This window comes from Bacillota bacterium, assembly GCA_024655925.1.
Classification (GTDB): Bacteria; Bacillota; DTU025; order DTU025; family JANLFS01; genus JANLFS01.
Genome location: JANLFS010000061.1, coordinates 1 through 18,378 on the forward strand (window position 1 = coordinate 1; position 18,378 = coordinate 18,378).

Here is an 18,378-nt window from a genome sequence, read left to right on the forward strand (position 1 = left end):
ATCGATGTCGATGGCTTTGGATATGGCGTCCCTCACTTCGAACTCGTCGAACGGTGCCTTATTAACATTGAAACCAAGTCCACGGTAGGATCCGCCGCGGCTCAGAAGTTTCAATTTGGGGTTCTTCGACACGGTTGCCATTGTGTCCACGTTGAACAGGTACGGAACAACGTCTACCTCGCCGGAACTGACAGCAATGGTCTGGACTGTGGGGTCAGGTATAACCTCGAATTCAACTCTGTCAAGGTAGACTGGGAGCCAATAGTCGACGTTGCGCTCGAGGACTGCTCCGTGATCAGGTGTGAAGCTCTTCAACTTGAAGGGGCCAGACCCTATGGGGTTCTTGGCAAAACCGTCCTCACCAAGCTTCTCAACGGCCTCACGAGGCACGATGACCACGCGAGCCAGTCGGTTGGGATCGTTGACCAGGAACGGGGATGGACTTGGTGTCTTGATCTCCACCGTATATCTGTCGAGCGCCTTGACGCTCACGATCTCACCGAGGGTGAATGCCGTGCTCACATTGCGGAAACGGTTGACCGAGTACACGACATCGTCCGCCGTGACCTCACGCTTTGCACCTCTTGGGAACACCGAGTTCCCGTCCTGGAAGTACACGCCTTTGCGGAGGCGAAAGACCCAGGTAGTGTCGTTGGGGTTCTCCCAGCTCTCGGCCAAGTGCGGGGCAGGCCTGAACTCATCTTTGCTGATGATGAAAAGCGGATCGAAGATCAGGCTTATCAAGTTGGTCTCATCATTCGCTGCGGTTTTGTAAGGATCCAGCTGTTGGAGGGAACTAGCGGCTATCCGCAGGGTGCCTCCTTTCCTCGGTTCGGCCGCGACAGAAGAGCCTGCCACAGCCGCAAGAAGCACCAACGCCACTGCCAACAAGTATCCGCGCTTCATAAACATGCGTGTACCTCCTGCTGAGTGAAATATATCCGTTCGACTCACTTATCCATTTATACATCGTGCAGTCTATCCACGTCAACTGGATTCCCCCACCTTATGGGCTTGTATCCTCGCACGCCAAAGAGCACCAGGTCAGCCTCTCAGAGTGTCATCCCCCACGACCATGAGGCCTTCAGACACCTGCTCCAGCGCTGCCATGAGCATTCGAGCAGTCACCCCTCAACTCACGCGCGTGTTCTACTCCACCGTAACTTGGGCACACTTCGTTTTGGGAGGTGCTCAGATGAAGGGTACCACGACTAGCTGGATCGTGACCGGTCTAGGCGCGGTAGTCTCTGGTGTCGGAACACGGATGAAAGGCCGTCTCGGCTCTGGTGTGGTCGGCTTCGGCCTGGCTCATGTGATGCTGGGACTCCTGGACATGCTCCGCCCCTCGGTCAGACGCTGATCCAAGTGCCCCTCCTCACCGGGCGCCATCCGCGATGCGGATCGGCGCCCCCGAGTTACTGCGGCATCAAGAACCAGGGCAACCGCAAGGTCAGTCCCTGCACAAACGCGGTCAGTAGGAGAACAGCCAGCATGGTGGGCCACAGACAAATCATTGGGTGGGCGAAAGCCTCCTCAGCAGTGGTCCCGCCGAACATCCAACGAACAATCCGGTTCCAACCGGGGGCGTCGTGAGCCCGACCCCGAGGTTGTGGCTGGACGGGATCTTGATCCCCTGTGTCGCCGAGGCCTCGATCATGGCATAGGAGCGCTCCACGTTCTTGGTTCACTTAGAAGTTCCATTCACGCCCGCCGGTTTTTTTCTGCCACCCCATTGACAACCTCTCAGGGTGAGATGTAGTATGTGTATTGTGTATTAGTACACTAGTACACTAATACTGAGATGCACCCATACAGGGTGTGAGAAGCGGAATCCCTACTGAAATGGAAAGGGGGAGTCGCGCGGATGGAGCTAAGGTTCGACGAGTCTATCCCCATATACCAGCAGATCCTTCAAGGAGTGCTGTGGGATGTGGCGGTCGGGGCCGTGGAGCCTGGAAGCAGGCTGCCGTCAGTCCGGGAGCTTTCGAAACTCACGCGTTCCAATCCAAACACGGTTCAGCGCGCCTACATGGAATTAGAGAGGATGGGCGTGGTTGAGACCCAGAGGGGGCAAGGGACTTTCGTAGTTGGAGATCCAAGCATCATCGGGGAGGTCAGAACCAACGTGACGAGCTCGGCCGTTAGATCATTCGTTGAGGAGATGCGACGCCTCAAATACTCAGACGAAGGTATAATCGAGCTGGTGCGGGAACAGTTGAGGAACACCCGGGGTCTTCAGAAAGAAAACCCCGCTCAGGAACCCTGTGAGTCAGGGACAGAAATGGTTCAACGGACAACGGGGGAGCTTTCGGAGGTGATTGCTGATGGCCGCAATTGAGATGAGGGGAGTCCAGAAAAGCTACTATCTCGCGCGTGCCCTCGACGGGATCGACCTGTCAATTGAGCCAGGCAAGATCGTGGGGTTACTTGGACCCAACGGCGCCGGGAAGTCCACTCTCCTGAAGCTGTGCGCCGGACTCATCCACCCTACCGCTGGCTCGGTGCGCGTCCTGGGCCAGGAGGTCTCACTGAAAACCAAAGCAAGGACGGCGTTCGTGCCCGAGATCGACACTTTCTATGGGTGGATGACCGTCTCCGAGGCTTTGAGACTCGAGGCGTCCATGTTCGCCGATATAGACCCAGCTGAGGTGACAGAGCTCCTCCGGGAGCTGAAGCTGGACGCCCGGGCACGTATCGCCCACCTCTCCAAAGGAATGCGGGCAAAGCTCAAGCTTGTTGCGGCGATGTCCCGCAAGGCGGATCTAGTTCTGATGGATGAGCCCCTGGCCGGCATCGACCCGCCTGCAAGAGCGGCGATTCTCGAGACAATCGCCACCAGGTACCGTCCGGGAGAGCAGACTATCGTGATCTCCACCCACGAGGTGCTCGAATCCGAGAAGCTCTTCGACGATGTCGTGTTCCTATCGGGCGGACGGATAGCCCTCCAGGGAAACGCGGACCAGCTCCGCGTGGAGAAGGGTAAGTCCCTGAATGAGGTCTTTGCGGAGGTGTGCTGACATGACTCGCTGGCTCGCGCTCATAAGGAAGGAGATCCAGGCATCGTGGGGGCCTACAGCTGTTGCCGCAGCCCTCATCGTGGCTCTCGATACATGGCTCATTGCCAGGACCACTGCCTGGCGCATCAGGTACCCTGGCCTCTCATTCGGGCTTGCGATGGTGCCTCTCGCGGTTCTAATGGTGTGGACCATCTGGGCAGGATACCTGGCGGTACGGTCAGAGTGGCATGGCAGGACCTCGATGCGTCTCATGTCGTTCCCAGTAAGTGGGCGGACAGTTCTCGGATCCAAGATAGTGGTGCTCATGGCGCAGTTCACAATCCTTGCGGGTATCGCAGTCGTGGGACTGCTGCTCGTCGCGGCACGGGAGCCAGGCATCCAATTCGGGACCGTGGGTTCCATGATCACGACAGCGTTCAAACCGTGGGAACTCGCCGTCACCGTGGCATCCATGACGCTCGTGCTTCTTGCGGGCGTCGCCTACGTTCTGTCGATGGGCATATTCTCTTTCGTGATCGGCACTACTGTCGCGAGGCTCTCGGGGCTCATCGCAGTCGTTGTCTTCGGTCTTCTGGGGTACATCTCAAATGCTTTGGGTCCACTCGCGATGTATGTGTTCTCGTTCATTCCGAATCCCAGCATTATCATACACTCCTTCACATTCGGCCCGGGCGGCGCAGAGGCCGCCACATACGTGAGACATGTTATCCCCGCGCTTCCGTTCTGGCCACTGGTGCTAGGGTCTGTGATCCTCCTGCTCATCGCAGGACGCCTTCTCGAAACAGAGGTTGACGCGTAGGAAAGGAAGGAGAAGCACACCATGAGAATCTGGCGCACCACAATTCTTGTTGCCCTGATCTGCCTGGCGCTCCTCGTGAGCGCAGCCAGACCTTGGCGGATGGGTACGGAGCTCCTGGCTGACCGGTTTCGAGACTCTGTGATCTTCAATCCTGGTGCCTCGCCCGGAATGCGCGGCGTCGCCGCCCACAAGAGGTTGGCTGAGCGCCACGAAGCGGACGGGGTCCGGACCGTGGTTGTGGATGTTCCCGTGGGAGAGCTTGTAGTGGAGGGCTCTTCCGATCCAAGTATCGGCATTGAGGCAGAACTTACAGGTTACGGCGTAGACACCGACGACGCCCGCCGAAGACTCGAAGACATCACTCTGTCAGTGGAGCAGCAAGAGCGAATCCTTCGGATCACTGGCCAAATCCCTGTGACGCAGACTCGCGGGCGCAGTGATAGGATGGATGTGACCGTGCGGGTGCCCCATTCCATCGCAGTGCAGACCACGGCAGGCCTGGGTAACCTGCGCGTCTCCGGCATCGACGGGGACGTCACCGCAATTGGCCGCCTTGGAAAGGTTAGGGTTGAGCGCACGCGTGGAGACATCACTGTCCGGTCTGACCTAGGTGATGTGAGCGTGGTGGACGTGGAGGTCCAAGACACCCTGGATATCTACGCCTCCCTGGGCAAGGTCCATGTGAGGGGGGCGCTTGGCCGGACGAACAGAATCGAGACAGCCACGGGTTCTGTGGACCTTGAGATCCCCGAAAGCACCTCGTTGATGCTGGACGCCTCGTCGTCCATGGGCAAACTCAAGACCTCGTTCCCGGTCACAGGCCACAAGGAATCCGGGATGTCGTCGGGAGCATCGGGCCAGCTCGGGACTGGAACCCCTGTGGGAAGCCTCTTCATTAGGGTCTCCCTTGGCGACATCTCCATCAGCACATTCCCATCCCGGTAGATGGGGCCTTGGAATGCGTGTATGCATGGACGGTTGACGTAGGGCGCCGGGCCCGCTGGGAGTCACCTCCCACGCCCGGGCCCTTAGTGCCTGTCTTGAAGCACGCCTCTTGACATGGACTGGGCCCGCCGCGAACCGCGGGGCCTCAGCCCGTGCGGGCGTCGCTGGCTCACGAGGCCTGGCCCGCGCACGCCAGAGCGTCGATGGACCGGGACACTTCCTGTAGGGCGGGCAGCAGGTGCCCAGGTTCCAGCGCCCGATCGCTGACTACAGTGAGGACAAGTTCTCCCACCGGGATGACAGCCACGACGGAGTCCCCAGCCACACCGTTGATGTAGCATGCACGGCCGAGTCCGAGTCCGGAGAGGGCGTCCTCACCGGATTCCACGAGCTTCAGCGCCGCAACAGCCAGGCGATCTCTGTCTACGCCTTTGGGAACACGCTCGGCAACAACTCTTCCGTCGCGGCAAACAAGCAGGCATCCACGGACCCCCTCGATCTCCCCCAGGGTGAACAGTATGTCCCGGAATCCCATGCACTGTCCAGCCTGCTCACCCGGGATGAACCTGATTTCGGGCCTCCTGGCGGCGGCTTGGGCGAGGAGTTCCTCCTCAGCCTGGTCCCTTCCAGTCCGAATCAGCAGACCCATTTGGGTGGCCAGTGGAACCTCTCCTGGCTCGCGTGATGTCGATTGGCGGGGCAACGCAAACCACAATACCACGAGGAGCACCTGGGCAAGGACCACGGGCTGCGACTTATACAGGGCCTGCTCCAAAGCCCAGCTGAACTCGGCCGGCCCCCACAGCCATGAGAGCGCCCCAGCCACGACCACCGCAAACCCCGCGCGCACTCCTGCCATGCCAGCTGCCCGGGTAATCACCCTGCCAGCTGGTGACCGCCTGTCGGACACGCTGGCGACCGTCAGGTAGACAAGGAGTTCAAACGCAACAGACTGCCAAGTGTCGACGGGGGCCACGCCCGCCATATCTCGCCGGAGGACAAGCAGAGACAGAAGAGCTGCTACCAGCAGAAAGAGCGTGGCCACATAGACGCGAACCACCCTGGCGTAAGCCGGCATGACCGCTCCACCACCTCATACCCGAATCTCCCGCCATCGCCCGCCTGCGAACCGGGCGATGGACATACCAGCCCTGACAAACCAGTCGAGAGCCATCGCGTACCATGCCCCCGCGAGCCCGAGCCCCAAGATGCGAACGAAGAACCACGCCATTGCAAACCTCACGCACCAGATGCTGAAGACCGTGAGGTACAGGACTGACCTCGTGTCACCGGCGCCGCGAAGCGCGCCTACCACTGTGAACCCGGCCGACATGGGAATCTGGGCCACAGCCATGATCCTGAGGACTGACGCACCCATCTGGATGATCTCGGGATCATCGACGTAGAGGGACATGAGCTGCGCAGGAATCGCGAAGAGCACCAGGCCCATGACACCCATGATCACCGCGGTTATCCTCCACGACTCCCAGCCTGCCCGCTGGGCCACGTCCGGTCGCCCTGCACCGAGCGCCTGCCCCACAAGGGTGGTGGCGGACACGGCAAAGGCAAAACCGGGCATAAACGATATGGACTCTGCGTTGATCGCAATGGCGTGTGCAGCGTAGGCCGCAGTCCCCAGGCTTGAAACAAGCCTGACGTAAAACACCATTCCCAGGCTCAGGCTGAGCCGTTCGAGCGACGCAGGAAGCCCCACGCTCAAGACCCGCCTGATCGTTCCGGGATCGAACCGAAACTTCGGCCCCAGCCGTGCAGTCACTGCCCCCGTGCCCGATAACGCGTGCCAGAGCAGCCAGACCGCTCCCGCCGACCTGGCCAAGGTAGTTGCAAGCGCCGCACCGGTGACCCCCATCGCGGGGAACCCAAGATTCCCGTAGATCAGAGCGTAGTTGCCGATCAGATTGGATATGTTCACGAAGGTATTCACCTTCATGGGGAACCGAGTGTCACCCGCCCCGCGCAAAGCCGCTCCGATAGTCATATTCACCATGAGCATGAAAAGGCCAGGGATGAGCGTGCGCATGTAGCTCAGAGCCAGAGTCTGCACGTCCGGGCCAGCACCCATGAACCTCACGATCCAGGGGCTAGCCGCATACCCTGCCACAGAGAGAGCTGCCGCCACGACCACTGTAAGCGCCAGAGATTGGGCTGTCACCTCGTCAGCCCGGGGCTTCTGATTAGCCCCGATGAACCTCGCCACCAGAGCGGTCGTGCCCACACCAAGGCCCATGAAAAGGCCTTGGACCAGGAAAAGGGGTTGAGTGGACAGCCCCACCGCCGCGACGGAGGCCGCACCCAGCCTGCCGACCATGATCATGTCGGCCATCTGCGTCAACGTCTGTAAGACAAGTTCTGCAACAACTGGCCACGCCAGCCACAGCACGGCCCGTCTCATCGACGAAGGCCTGGACATGAGCTCATCTGGACCCATGCCTGCAAGACCCGCAGCCATCCACGAGGCTGAAGCAGCCCCGGGCGCAACGTGGACGCGCCCGGGGCCACCGCCTGCCGGCGTGGCCACGACCTCCGCAGAGTCCGTATCAGCCATCAGATGATCCTCCTGAGTCTCCTCCCGTGACTAGAATCTCGATGACAACTCGAGCCCGAGAGTCTGCCGTTTGAAGTCATATCTAGTCTTGATGCTCGAGAGGAGCCCGTGCGCGAGGTCGAGACCCACGCACACGTCAGCCGACTCGATCGGTCGGAAGAGTTCCGGGCCAGAGTAAGTGGCCGCCCCGACCACTGGAGCGGAGATTGTCACCGTCAGCTCGATGTTCTCTCCAAGGGACACCCACCCACTGCCCGAAAGCCATGCGTGTTCGGATGCCCCGCCGCCCTGAGCGACGATGGCGATCTCCGCGCCGGACTTGTCAGTGACGTCAGCTCGGAAGGTGAGTTCCGAAAGGAGGGTCACAGACGGCGCACCGAGCGCGATCCCCGAATACAACTGGATAGACACACCAAGGCCCGCTGGCCTGTACCTCGATATGTAGCCAACGTCAGCCCGCCATTCATTCTCACCTATGAGTCTGGAGTACGCGACCCTGAGCGAGTCCGCACGGGTCCTCGTACTCTGCAGAAGAGCAGTGACGTCCACCCATCCACGGCCCGCCACATCCGTGACGCCGCCTGGAAGCCAATAGTCCCGCCCGATCAAGCGAGCGGGAGTGGTATCGAAACCCGCGGGCACATACCCGGCCTCGGTCTGCAAGCCGATCCTCGCCGTGCTCCCGGTTGCGCGCCCGACTGCAGCGATGGCGGGGCCGTCGCCAAGATCCTGCAAGTACAGTATGCCGGAACTCTGCACCGCTGCCACCAAGCTCCACATCCTGGCCCAATCAGCCCCCAGCCCGATGGTGTAAGGGATGCTCCCCTCGTGCTCACCAAACACGGTTGGGTTGATGGACCCACCGGTCCTGAAGGTCACGCCCATGCACTCCAGGTCGGCCGATATCCCCACCCAGTCGAGGCTCAGTCGGAGTCCGTTATCCTCGGCACGCCAGATTTCAAAACCTGCGAAGACCACCGGCGTGCCGTCGACCACGGTAATTGTGGTCGGACCAGATGCGTGAGCGGCCCCGGACGCCAGAGTTACGAGCATCGCGAGCACCGCGACTATCCATTTTCTACCTGGGTTCATTCTGCGCGTACCTCCTTACGACTCACTCGTGCAGCGATCCCGTCCATGAGCTCATAGATAACCGGAATCACGAAGAGTGTCAGGAATGTGGCCGTCGCAAGCCCTCCTATTACCGTGAGGGCCAGAGGCATCTCAAGCTCCGAGCCCTGCCCACGCCCGATAGCGATGGGGATCAAGCCCAGAATGGTGGTTAGGGCAGTCATCAATATGGGCCGGAGACGGGCTCTGCCCGCCTCTATGACTGCTTGCCTCGTCCGCATTCCCTGCGACTTCAGCTGGTTTATGAAATCCACCATCACTATCCCATTGTTCACCACAATCCCCGCGAGGACAATGAGTCCGATAATCGCCGTTACACTGATACTAGTCCCACTGACAAGGAGAATGCCTGTAGCTCCGATCAACGCCAGCGGCAGAGTGAACATGATGATGAGTGGATAGAACAGAGACTCGTACTGAATTGCCATCACCATGTACACGAGAACTACTGCGATCCATCCAGCGAGCCGGAGATCCGAAAAGGAGTCTTTCATTAGCCTGTTCACGCCAGCAAGCGATATCTCGTAACCCCTGGGCAGGCCCACACTTCGAGCAGCGTCAAGCACGATCGTGCCCGCCTCGGAGAGTTTCATGCCTTGGTAGGCAGCCCGCACCGTCACATACCGTCGCCCGTTCCGCCTGGAGATCGTGATCGGCCCATCCACCACCTTTGGGGAGACCACCTTCCCCACCAGGACCTCGGTGGGCGGCGCCAACAGCGCCGGGCTGCCCCCGCTGGCACCGGTCGATGGCGACGAACCGATCCCCATTGACGAAGTCACAGGCATGTCCAGAAGCGCATCTAGGGTCGGCACCGCGCCGGACGCGGGCTTCACTATGACCGGGATCAGCTCTCCTTGCCGCTCAATGTGAGTAACCGTGGTCCCCAGCACACCGGAGCGGACTCCCAGGCCTATCTGGCCAACTGTCAGCCCCCCCATCAGAGCACGGGTACGGTTGACGTCGAGGAGCATAACGGGCTGCAGGTCCTGAACACTCGAGCCTACCTCGATGAGTCCTGGAATTGTCCGGAGTTTTTCGGTGATTCCCCGGGCGATCTGCACAAGCATCCGGGGATCCTGCCCCGACACTTCCAAGGTCACACTGGTCCCGAAGAAATCCGATACTCCGGTGCCTGAAGTGAGCCCACCCAGTCCGGAGGTGTCTACCTGAGCTTCGAGGTCTGGGTACCTATCTCTTAGCGCGCGGATGATGGCCCGTACCCGCTCACCCGCGGCTATGGTGCTGAGAGCGTGCCGACCTTCCTGAGCGAGACTGACAGTGAGCTTGGCTGAGTTCGCTGTGGTCCCGCTCGTCACCGCGAGGAAGTCGCCGGAGCCCGCCGAACCCACCTGCGCGGTCACGGACTCCACCCCGGCCATCTTGACAAGTTCAGCCTCGAGAGCCTCCGATACCTCGTTCGTTACTTCCACCGGGGTCCCAGACGGCAGACTGAGCGTGATGTCCAGCCTGCCCATGTCCATCGACGGAAGGAATTCGAGGGTCAAGAAAGGATAGGCCGCGACCGCAGCCACCACTGTGGCTCCCACCAGACCGAGAATGAGATTTCTCCGGTCGAGGCTCCAACGAAGCATGCGATCGTAGAGCCCAAGAAGGAATCCGCCTCTGCCGGCATCTCCCCGGATTCTCTGGATGTGATCGGCGGAGACCCGAATTAACCAGGAGGAAAGCAGCGGGACCACAGTCAGCGATACCGCAAGCGAGGCCAACAGCGAGAATGACACGGTAACGGCCAGATCCCGGAAGACGTGCCCAGCGAAGCTCTTTATGAATACCACGGGGATGAACACGGCCACGGTAGTGAGGGTCGACGCGGTTATTGCCATGCCGACCTCCCTGGTGCCGTTCAATGCGGCGTCCCGCGGGGAATCCCCCATCTCCTGTCTCCGGAATATGCTTTCCAGCACCACGATGGAGTTGTCGACAAGCATACCGACGCCCAGTGCCAGCCCGCCTAGCGACATGAGGTTCAGTGTCTGGTTGCCCGCATACATCAGCACAAAGGTGAACACGATTGACAGAGGAATCGCAGTGGCAACGATCAGCGTGCTCCTCAAGTGTCGTAGGAAGAGATACAGGACAGCTACTGCAAGAAACGCCCCTATCGCTGCATTGTTCCCGATATCGGATATGGCCTTGGTGATGAACTTGGACTGATCGAAGGCGTAGCTCAGTTCGATGTGGGGGTAGTCCTGGCGAAGTCCCGCAATGGCGGCCTTCACCCTATTCGCCACAGTCACAGTATTCTCGCCGGACTGCTTGAACACCAGAAGAACCACGGCTGGCTTCCCATTGATACGGGTGAAGCCCTCGGCCTTCTGGTCGATCTCATCGACTCTCGCAATGTCGCCGACTGTGAGGAACGACGGCATCAGGAAAGACAGCCCGAAAAGCCCCGATGATCCTGTCTGAGACTCAGTCCGCTTCTTCAGACCCAGGGCCAGGTTGGCTATATCGTCGGCGGAAGTGAATTTCGCCCCGACTTTGGCCTGATAACGGACCCCGTCGTCCACAACAACTCCTGCAGGGATGGACATGTTCTGATAGGCAACGAGTTGCTGGAGCAAGGTCGGGGAAAGACCGTTCTCAACTAACGCAGAATGGTCATATTCCACCGTGATGACCCTCTCCGCTCCGCCACTTATGGATACACCCGCAACGCCTTCGATACGCTCCAGAGCAGGCTTGACAACCTCACGAGCCTCGCGAGTCACATCACCTATCTCCCCGGGCGCCCCAACAGTCATCATCAAGACAGGGATTTGCGACGGGTCCAACCGGCTCACGATGGGAGTCTGGGCCCCTTCCGGGAGCAGGAACTGCATCCGATCCAGGTTCGCGCGTATCTCTTCCTGCGCGGCGCCGAGGTCTGTACCCCAGTTAAACTCGGCAATGGCGAGGGAGACATTCTCCATGCTCATCGAGGTCACGTTCCGGATGTTCCGGACGGACCGCAAGGCCCGCTCTACCTGCACGGATACCGTGGCCTCCACGGTCTCGGGGTCGGCCTGGGGATAGACAGTCACCACAGCGGTCATGGGGAAGTTGAGTTCGGGCAGGAGATCGAGACCGAGCCTGTCGAGGGACAGGTACCCGAATAAAAGAATGGCGGCGACTGCAACCATGACGGTCACCGGCCGGCGGATTGAGACAGATGCTAAGTTCATAGGAGTTCCCCCCAGTACCGGCGCGTCACTTGAGGTCAGTCACGCGCGTTCCTTTAGGAAGCTCGCGGAGCTTGTTGGGGTCCAACTTGAAGTTGTAATTCAGGTTGCCGATTACCACGTTCGCAAGCTTCCTGGACTGCGCATCGAAGACCTCGACCTTCTTGACGAGATATGTCTCGCAGTCCACCCACACCAGCTGGAACCCTTCAGGCCGGTCAGGGACTCGCGTCTCCATGACGTAGTGCGGGATACGTTCGACCCTCTCTTGGCGCAGGAGCTTAATGGTGAGCGCCGCTGTGGGGTCGAGGGCGAGCAAACGGTCCGGATCCAGCGACGTGAGGTCCACACCAAGCTGGGACGCGATGACGCTTGACTTGCCTCTGAAGGCCTGCCCGGTGACAGGCATGTACACAGTGGCGATATCCTTCTTCAGGTCCACGATGACGATTTGCCCCTCAAGCACGGGGTGCTGGGTTATCTCCATCCTCGTCAGCTTGTTGGGCCTGTCCCCCGTCACCCTGACCATCACTTTCATCGGGTCTCTGCCGGGGGTCTCCCAATACTCCGCCACCACATCGGCCTGGATGGTTTGCATCTCGTTCAGCCTCTGGGTGACTTTGGCTGCGATCTCTTCGGCAGCGGGGGCGCCGACACAGGCTGCGTTCAGGCCCGCCATGGCAAGAGACAGCACGACGGAAATTGTGAAAGCCCAACCGAAAGCCCGAAAGGAACGGGGGTGATTTGGTGCATATAGCAAAGTGCCTGACACGCGGCGTGCCCCCAATCACTCCAAATGAACAAGTCAACACCAGAATCATTATAGGCATCGCGCAAATAGCATGTCAACAAAGGCAAGATACGGTCTGCCAGGGAAAAACCTCAATGTCTATGACGTCGAGCTGGCGGCCACAGTTCCACTGGTTTCCCTTCCCTCATGGCAGAGATGATATTGGCTCTAACCATCTTGTTCTCTCGGGACAATTCGCGAAGGAGATGCCTGACCCTTGCGCGCACGGAATGACCTGAGTGAGGGCACGGGTTGGATACGGGCTCGAATCCGGTGAGCCTGGTGCCTCGTATTACCTCCCGCTCCGAGAAGTAGAGCAATGGCCGGATGACGGTAACCCCAGTCCTGGAGAGATGAGTCTTCCAGGGAAGCGCGAGGATACGTCCGGAGTACAGAAGGTTCATCAGGAAAGTCTCGCAGGCGTCATCGAGATGGTGCGCCAAGGCTACCTTGGTGAATCCTTCTCTCGCAGCAAACCGGTTCATCGCAGCCCGGCGGAAAAACGAACAGACAGCGCAAGGGCTCTCTTTCGGTGAGCGCTCATCGATGATATCCGCAATCTGCGTCTTGATGACGTGGTACGGCACGCCGAGTTGTCCGCAGTATTCGCCCATGCTCGCCGAGTCCAGGGGTTCGGTGAAACCCAGGTCGACTGTGACTGCCTGTAGATCGAAAGGAACCTCGGAGTAGCCGCGGAGGACGTTCAGCGCATAGAGCATGAAGGCACTGTCCTTTCCGCCCGACAGGCCCACGAGCACCCTGTCGTCCGGGTCTATCAGTCCAAACTCCATGATGGCTCGCCAGAGCTTGGTGTGGTAGGGTTTCGGCAGATAGTTGCCAGGCATCCACCAGGCCTCCCAGCCTCATGATAAAAAGGACATGGCCAAAGGTCGGCCATGTCTTAAAGTGGCGGAGAGAGGGGGATTCGAACCCCCGCTAGGGTTTCCCCTACTAATGGTTTAGCAAACCATCCCCTTCAGCCTGCTTGGGTATCTCTCCACTCACAGCCCGAAAACCTGTTCAGTTGACGAAAGGTGCCTGGCGGAGGGGGTGGGATTCGAACCCACGGCCCATTGCTGAGACACTGGTTTTCAAGACCAGCTCCATAAACCGCTCGGACACCCCTCCAACCCAACTCGCCGACTTGAGTATATCATCCCCTGCTCGGAGGGTCAAGCGCACCAGTTGACAGGGCGAGCGTTAAGGTTTTGCGGCTCACTTGCCGATTGTTATTCTAATGGCCATTTCGCGGTTACCGCACCCGGAGGTATGTGCGTCTACATGAAGCTTGTGCCGACAGACTCGCTCAAGCCCGGAATGATCATTGCGCGACACATCTACGGATCCAATGGGAAAGTGCTCCTGGCGGCAAACACCAGCCTCAAGGAGTTCTACATAAAGAGGCTCAGGGAGTTGCAGTTCTCTGCGGTCTACATCAAAAGCCATCCCGACGAGCCGGAGGAGCAAATCATGGAGCCCGTCCGGCAGGAGACACTCGTCTCGGCCAGGATGGCCCTGCGGGGTGTTGCCGATACCGTCACAAGAGGCCGGGAGCCTGACTTCAAACGTGTCCAAAGCGTAGTGGAGGACATCGTAGCCCAGGTCCTGGGTAACACCAATGTAGTGTACAACATAGCCGATATCAGGGCTTTCGATGACTACACCTTCAGCCATTCCGTGGACGTGTGCATCCTCTCCGTCATGTGTGCCGCCAGGATGGGTCTCTCCCACTCCGAACTGATCGACCTCGGCACAGGCACGATGCTGCACGACCTCGGCAAACTGTTCATACCCAAGGACGTTCTCAGGAAGCGAGAGACACTGGACTCCTCGGACTGGGAAGTGATACGTAGGCATCCATTGGATGGGTTCCGGATACTTCGAAAACAGGTCCCCCTCTTCGCGGCGCACGTTGCCTTCCAGCACCATGAGAGGTTTGACGGGTCCGGCTACCCGAGGGGTCTTGTGGACAATGCCACGATAGATTTCGCCAAAATCGCCGCGGTGGCAGATTCCTACAGCGCAATGACTGCAGATAGGCCATACGGGAAAGCACTCATGCCCCATGAGGCTATCTCCATACTCTCATCCCTTGCAGGCATTAGCTACAATCCTCGGGTAATCCACGCCTTCACCCAGGTCGTCGTCGTCTACCCTGTGGGCTCGACGGTCTTGCTGACAGACGGATCCACCGCCACTATAGAGAACGCCTTCCGGGGAACCTACGTAGCCAGGGTGGAGACCGGCCCAGACCAGGGCAGGGTTGTCCAGATCCGTTCTGGATCGGACCTTGGCATCGTCCGGCGGATCATCTGACCTACACAAAACCGCTATCTGGCACGGACGATCGACTCCAGCCCGCCCATGTAGGGCCTGAGACGCTCCGGGATGTCCACTCGGCCGTCCGCCTGTTGGAAATTCTCGAGGATGGCCGCAATGGTCCTGCCGACCGCGAGGCCAGACCCGTTGAGGGTATGAACGTGCTCCGCTTTCGCACCGTGCGCCTGTCTGAACTTGATGTCGGCACGTCTGGCCTGAAAAGCCTCGAAGTTGCTGCACGACGATATCTCGACGTACCGGTTGTAGCTGGGCATCCACACTTCGAGGTCGTACTTCTTGGCCGCGCTGAAACCCACGTCTCCTGTGCACATCTTTGTTACGCGGTAAGGCAGGCCCAGGAGGCGCAGAACGTCCTCGGCGTCCGCAACCAGCTTCTCCAGCTCGTCATAGGACGTGTCGGGATGCACGAACTTCACCAACTCCACCTTGTCGAACTCGTGTTGCCTGATGAGTCCCCTCGTATCCCGGCCCGCTGCCCCGGCCTCCGCACGAAAGCACGCGGTGTAGGCACAGTGATAGATAGGTAGGGCACTGCCTTCCAGTATCTCCCCCCGATACATGTTCGTCACCGGAACCTCGGCCGTCGGCACAAGGTAGTACTCATACCCCTCGCACTTGAACATGTCCTCGGCGAACTTGGGGAGCTGCCCCGTTCCTACCATGCTTGCCCGGTTCACAATGAACGGGGGAAACACCTCAGTGTACCCGTGGCTCTGCGTGTGCAGGTCGAGCATGAAGTTGATAAGAGCCCGGACAAGCCTGGAACCTGCGCCCTTGTAGATCGCAAACCTCGCACCGGTAATCTTGCCCGCTCTCTCGAAATCCAGGATGTCCAGGGCGGTGCCGACGTCCCAGTGTGCTTTGGGCTCGAACCCGAACTCTCTTACTGCACCCCACCTTCTCACCTCCACGTTCTCGGTTTCGTCCCTGCCCACAGGGACCGACTCGTGGGGGATGTTGGGGATACCTAGAAGCATGTCGGCAATCTCCGCATCCACCTGGGTAAGTTCCTCATCGAGCGCGCGCACCTGCTCGGAGACGCCCTTCATCTCTGCGATGATGTCAGACGCGTCCTGCCCGTCCTTCTTCATCCTCGCAATCTGCTCCGAGACCTCGTTCCTATGCCTCTTGAGCGACTCCACTTCAACGAGGATGGCTCGCCGACGCTCATCCCGAGCGAGCAGGTCATCGAGTATTGATGTGTCTTCGCCGCGCTTGATAAGCGACTCCCTCACTATGTCCGGGTTCGCCCTGACGAACTTGAGATCCAGCATGACTCCCACTCCTTCCGTTTCAAACAAGAAACCCGTCCCAGACGACCTCAATCGTCGGGGACGGGGCAAATATACCCGTGTTGCCACCCCGATTGGCCCGCCTGAACAAGCCTTGGGGAAACTTGCACCCCATGCTTGTTCACTGGCGTACCCTCTCGTTGCCGCTGTCACGGGCGGACCCGTCTCGGCTTACTCTCGTTCAGCCGGCCGCTCCAGGGCGGATTCACCCTCGCTCACCCACCGGTTCCCACCTCCGCCTGCCGGCCTCCCCGCGTGCGCGATGCTTTCGCTCACGCGTCCGGCACGGCGGCTCCGGCTCTCTTTGGGGGTCGCTTCGGGCTACTGTTCCCTATCATAGCGTTTACGCAAGCCCGGTGCTGTGCTCGCTTTATAATACCCCCACCGCGCGCCTAAAGTCAAGTGGTGCTACACTTCCACCACCGGCCTGATGACCACGGTGAACCGGGTCTCGGCCCCCGGTGTCGACTGCGCCCGTATGTCCCACCCATGGGTCTCTACTATGCTCTTCACTGTGGAGAGCCCCAGCCCGAATCCTTCTTCACGGCGGGAATTGGTGCCCCTGTAGAACGGCTCAAACACATAGGAGATCTCGGACTCGGGAATCCCCCTCCCGGTGTTTGAGATGGACACCTCCACGGCTCCTGCGGTTTGTTTCGCCTCAAGCATGACCGTTTTGGAGGAATCCGAGTAGCGCACGGCATTGCTTATGAGGTTTTCGAATACCCGGTTCACAAGCTGAACATCCATATCCGCCCCGAGGTTTGGTGGGACTATGATGGAGTACTCGAACCTGTAGCCGATAACCGCAGCCTCATCCATATACCCCTCACACAAGTCGGTGACGAAGTCCCTGAGTCGGACCCTTGAGTGCATGGACTTCCACTCGCTCGAGTCCATCTTCACGAATTCGATCAGCTGAGCTATGCGGCCCTCGAGGAGCTTGGACTTCTCCTTGATTATGGAGAGGCACCTATTGAGCTTCTCCGGGTCATCAGCGTACCCATCCTCAATGGCATCGAGGTAGCCTTCTATTAGAGCCAGGGGAGTCTTCAGGTCATGGGATACCCCCATGATGAACCTGGATCTTCTCGCGAGTTCCTCCTTCACCCTTCGCCGCATTGTGTCAAAGGACCGGGTGAGGGAGGCGATCTCATCTGTGCCCCTGGCCTCAAGCTCGAAATCGAGATCGCCCTTGGCTATGCGGCTTGCCGCGGTCTCAAGGGTGGATATGGAGCGCCTGATGCTTCTGATTATGAGGACTGACATGGTCGCGGAGAACAAGAGAAGGGAAAGGGGTATGAGAAGGCCCCGGTACTGCTGGAAGCCGGTGTGGAACAGGCTCTGAAACGCCATGCGAATCAGTATCCTGCCTTCTCCGTTGGGCAGGGGGAGGGGAAGGACCTGAACCTCATACCCCTCATTCACCGCACCCGACAAGGCTTCTGCTCGGAACGTCTCGCCCTCTATGAGTCCTGGCAATGTGCTGAACATGACCTTGCCCTTCTCATCTACGAGTGCCACCTCAGCATCCTGAGGCAGGTTATCGAGTACATTCCCGAGTGTCCCTTGCCTCGCAGCTTCAGGCATAGTCACCCTGGCGACCTTCTGGGTAACGACATACTTGATGAGGGAGTTGTCCACTAACCCCTGTCTGTGCAGGCCCAACTGAAGCGCCAAGACCAGGAGAACTGAGAGAAAGGGAATGATGACGATGCCCACGACGAGGGTTATGAACTTGGTTCTGAGGTTCACTATTGCGGCCCCTCTCTCAGAACATCCGGATTGAAGCGGTAGCCCTTGCCGTGAATGGTTTGGATGTAGACGGGGTTCTTGGGATCGTCCTCGATCTTGTTGCGAAGACGGCGGACATATACTGCCACGATGGTGAGATCACCGAACCCGTCGCCCCACACTGCTCCGTAGATGTCAGAAGGAGATAGAGGCTTACCGGCATTCTGCACAAGGTGGCGAAGGACCTCGAATTCCTTGGATGATAGGGGCACGCGTTGGTCGAGTTTCTTCAGAAGATATCCTTCGGGATCCAGGGAGTAGGGGCCGAACAGCACCGAGGTGGAGGACGAGTCAGACCGCACCCTTCGAAGGAGGGCGCGGATCCGCGCCACCAAAACCCGTGGAGCGAATGGCTTGGTCACGAACTCATCAGCACCCATTCCGAGGGCCATGACTATGTCTTCATCGGCCTCTCGTGCAGAGACCACTATCACGGGTACGGGGTTACGGGCCCTCATTGCCTGCAGGAACTCGAACCCGTCCATGCCAGGGAGGTTTATGTCAAGGACCACAAGATCG

At 59.3% G+C, this 18,378-nt stretch carries 16 protein-coding genes and 2 tRNA genes; 6 read left to right on the top strand and 12 right to left on the bottom strand.

Translation table 11 applies throughout. The annotated features are described in order from the left end of the window. A partial coding sequence (locus tag NUW23_10205) for an ABC transporter substrate-binding protein (GenBank protein MCR4426543.1) occupies positions 1-912 on the bottom strand: 912 nt, incomplete at its 3' end. Between the two features lie 283 nt (positions 913-1,195). On the opposite strand from NUW23_10205, the gene NUW23_10210 reads away from it, so the two are divergent. The 5 genes from NUW23_10210 (at position 1,196) to NUW23_10230 (ending at position 4,761) form a co-directional block, all read left to right on the top strand. After that, a complete protein-coding gene (locus tag NUW23_10210; GenBank protein MCR4426544.1) occupies positions 1,196-1,360 on the top strand; it encodes a hypothetical protein in 165 nt (54 codons plus the stop codon). 504 nt (positions 1,361-1,864) lie between these two features. Further along, entirely contained in the window at positions 1,865-2,338 is a 474-nt protein-coding gene (locus NUW23_10215; protein ID MCR4426545.1) for a GntR family transcriptional regulator, read from the top strand. Then, entirely contained in the window at positions 2,325-3,017 is a 693-nt protein-coding gene (locus tag NUW23_10220; protein MCR4426546.1) for an ABC transporter ATP-binding protein, read from the top strand. Before NUW23_10215 ends, NUW23_10220 begins: the two co-directional genes overlap by 14 nt. Position 3,018: 1 nt before the next feature. Beyond that, positions 3,019-3,816 (top strand): ABC transporter permease, encoded by a 798-nt coding sequence (locus NUW23_10225; GenBank protein ID MCR4426547.1) that lies wholly within the window; start codon positions 3,019-3,021, stop codon positions 3,814-3,816. A gap of 21 nt (positions 3,817-3,837) precedes the next feature. Continuing rightward, positions 3,838-4,761 (top strand): DUF4097 domain-containing protein, encoded by a 924-nt coding sequence (locus NUW23_10230; GenBank protein MCR4426548.1) that lies wholly within the window; start codon positions 3,838-3,840, stop codon positions 4,759-4,761. A 169-nt stretch (positions 4,762-4,930) separates the two neighbouring features. Here NUW23_10230 and NUW23_10235 read toward each other — a convergent pair whose 3' ends face one another. The 8 genes from NUW23_10235 to NUW23_10270 form a co-directional block, all read right to left on the bottom strand. Continuing rightward, positions 4,931-5,839 (bottom strand): roadblock/LC7 domain-containing protein, encoded by a 909-nt coding sequence (locus NUW23_10235; protein MCR4426549.1) that lies wholly within the window; start codon positions 5,837-5,839, stop codon positions 4,931-4,933. A gap of 15 nt (positions 5,840-5,854) precedes the next feature. Then, on the bottom strand, positions 5,855-7,327 hold the full coding sequence (locus NUW23_10240; GenBank protein ID MCR4426550.1) for an MATE family efflux transporter: 1,473 nt from the start codon (positions 7,325-7,327) through the stop codon (positions 5,855-5,857). Positions 7,328-7,357: 30 nt separating this feature from the next. After that, the gene (locus tag NUW23_10245; protein MCR4426551.1) at positions 7,358-8,419 is read right to left on the bottom strand and encodes a hypothetical protein; all 1,062 of its coding nucleotides are present in this window, start codon (positions 8,417-8,419) and stop codon (positions 7,358-7,360) included. Continuing rightward, complete coding sequence (locus NUW23_10250; protein MCR4426552.1) at positions 8,416-11,646, bottom strand: efflux RND transporter permease subunit; 3,231 nt, start codon at positions 11,644-11,646, stop codon at positions 8,416-8,418. The genes NUW23_10245 and NUW23_10250 overlap by 4 nt, the downstream gene beginning before the upstream one ends. A 25-nt stretch (positions 11,647-11,671) precedes the next feature. After that, positions 11,672-12,415: a hypothetical protein gene (locus NUW23_10255; protein ID MCR4426553.1), complete on the bottom strand. Its 744-nt coding sequence runs from the start codon at positions 12,413-12,415 to the stop codon at positions 11,672-11,674. 110 nt (positions 12,416-12,525) lie between these two features. Beyond that, positions 12,526-13,278 (bottom strand): tRNA 2-thiocytidine biosynthesis TtcA family protein, encoded by a 753-nt coding sequence (locus NUW23_10260; GenBank protein ID MCR4426554.1) that lies wholly within the window; start codon positions 13,276-13,278, stop codon positions 12,526-12,528. Positions 13,279-13,340: 62 nt separating this feature from the next. Next, a tRNA-Ser gene (locus NUW23_10265) sits at positions 13,341-13,432 on the bottom strand. Positions 13,433-13,472: 40 nt separating this feature from the next. Further along, positions 13,473-13,561: transfer RNA gene (locus tag NUW23_10270), tRNA-Ser, on the bottom strand. Positions 13,562-13,714: 153 nt separating this feature from the next. Between NUW23_10270 and NUW23_10275 the strand changes: the two genes are divergently transcribed. Further along, positions 13,715-14,749, top strand: coding sequence for an HD-GYP domain-containing protein (locus NUW23_10275; protein ID MCR4426555.1), 1,035 nt, complete (start codon positions 13,715-13,717; stop codon positions 14,747-14,749). A 14-nt stretch (positions 14,750-14,763) separates the two neighbouring features. On the opposite strand, the gene serS is transcribed toward NUW23_10275, so the two are convergent. From serS to NUW23_10290, 3 genes are all read right to left on the bottom strand, one after another. After that, the gene (serS, locus tag NUW23_10280; protein ID MCR4426556.1) at positions 14,764-16,047 is read right to left on the bottom strand and encodes a serine--tRNA ligase; all 1,284 of its coding nucleotides are present in this window, start codon (positions 16,045-16,047) and stop codon (positions 14,764-14,766) included. A gap of 426 nt (positions 16,048-16,473) precedes the next feature. Continuing rightward, positions 16,474-17,820 carry a HAMP domain-containing histidine kinase gene (locus NUW23_10285; protein MCR4426557.1) on the bottom strand — a complete coding sequence of 449 codons (1,347 nt, stop codon included), beginning with the start codon at positions 17,818-17,820 and terminating at the stop codon, positions 16,474-16,476. Then, a partial coding sequence (locus NUW23_10290; GenBank protein ID MCR4426558.1) for a response regulator transcription factor occupies positions 17,820-18,378 on the bottom strand: 559 nt, incomplete at its 5' end. The genes NUW23_10285 and NUW23_10290, both read right to left, overlap by 1 nt.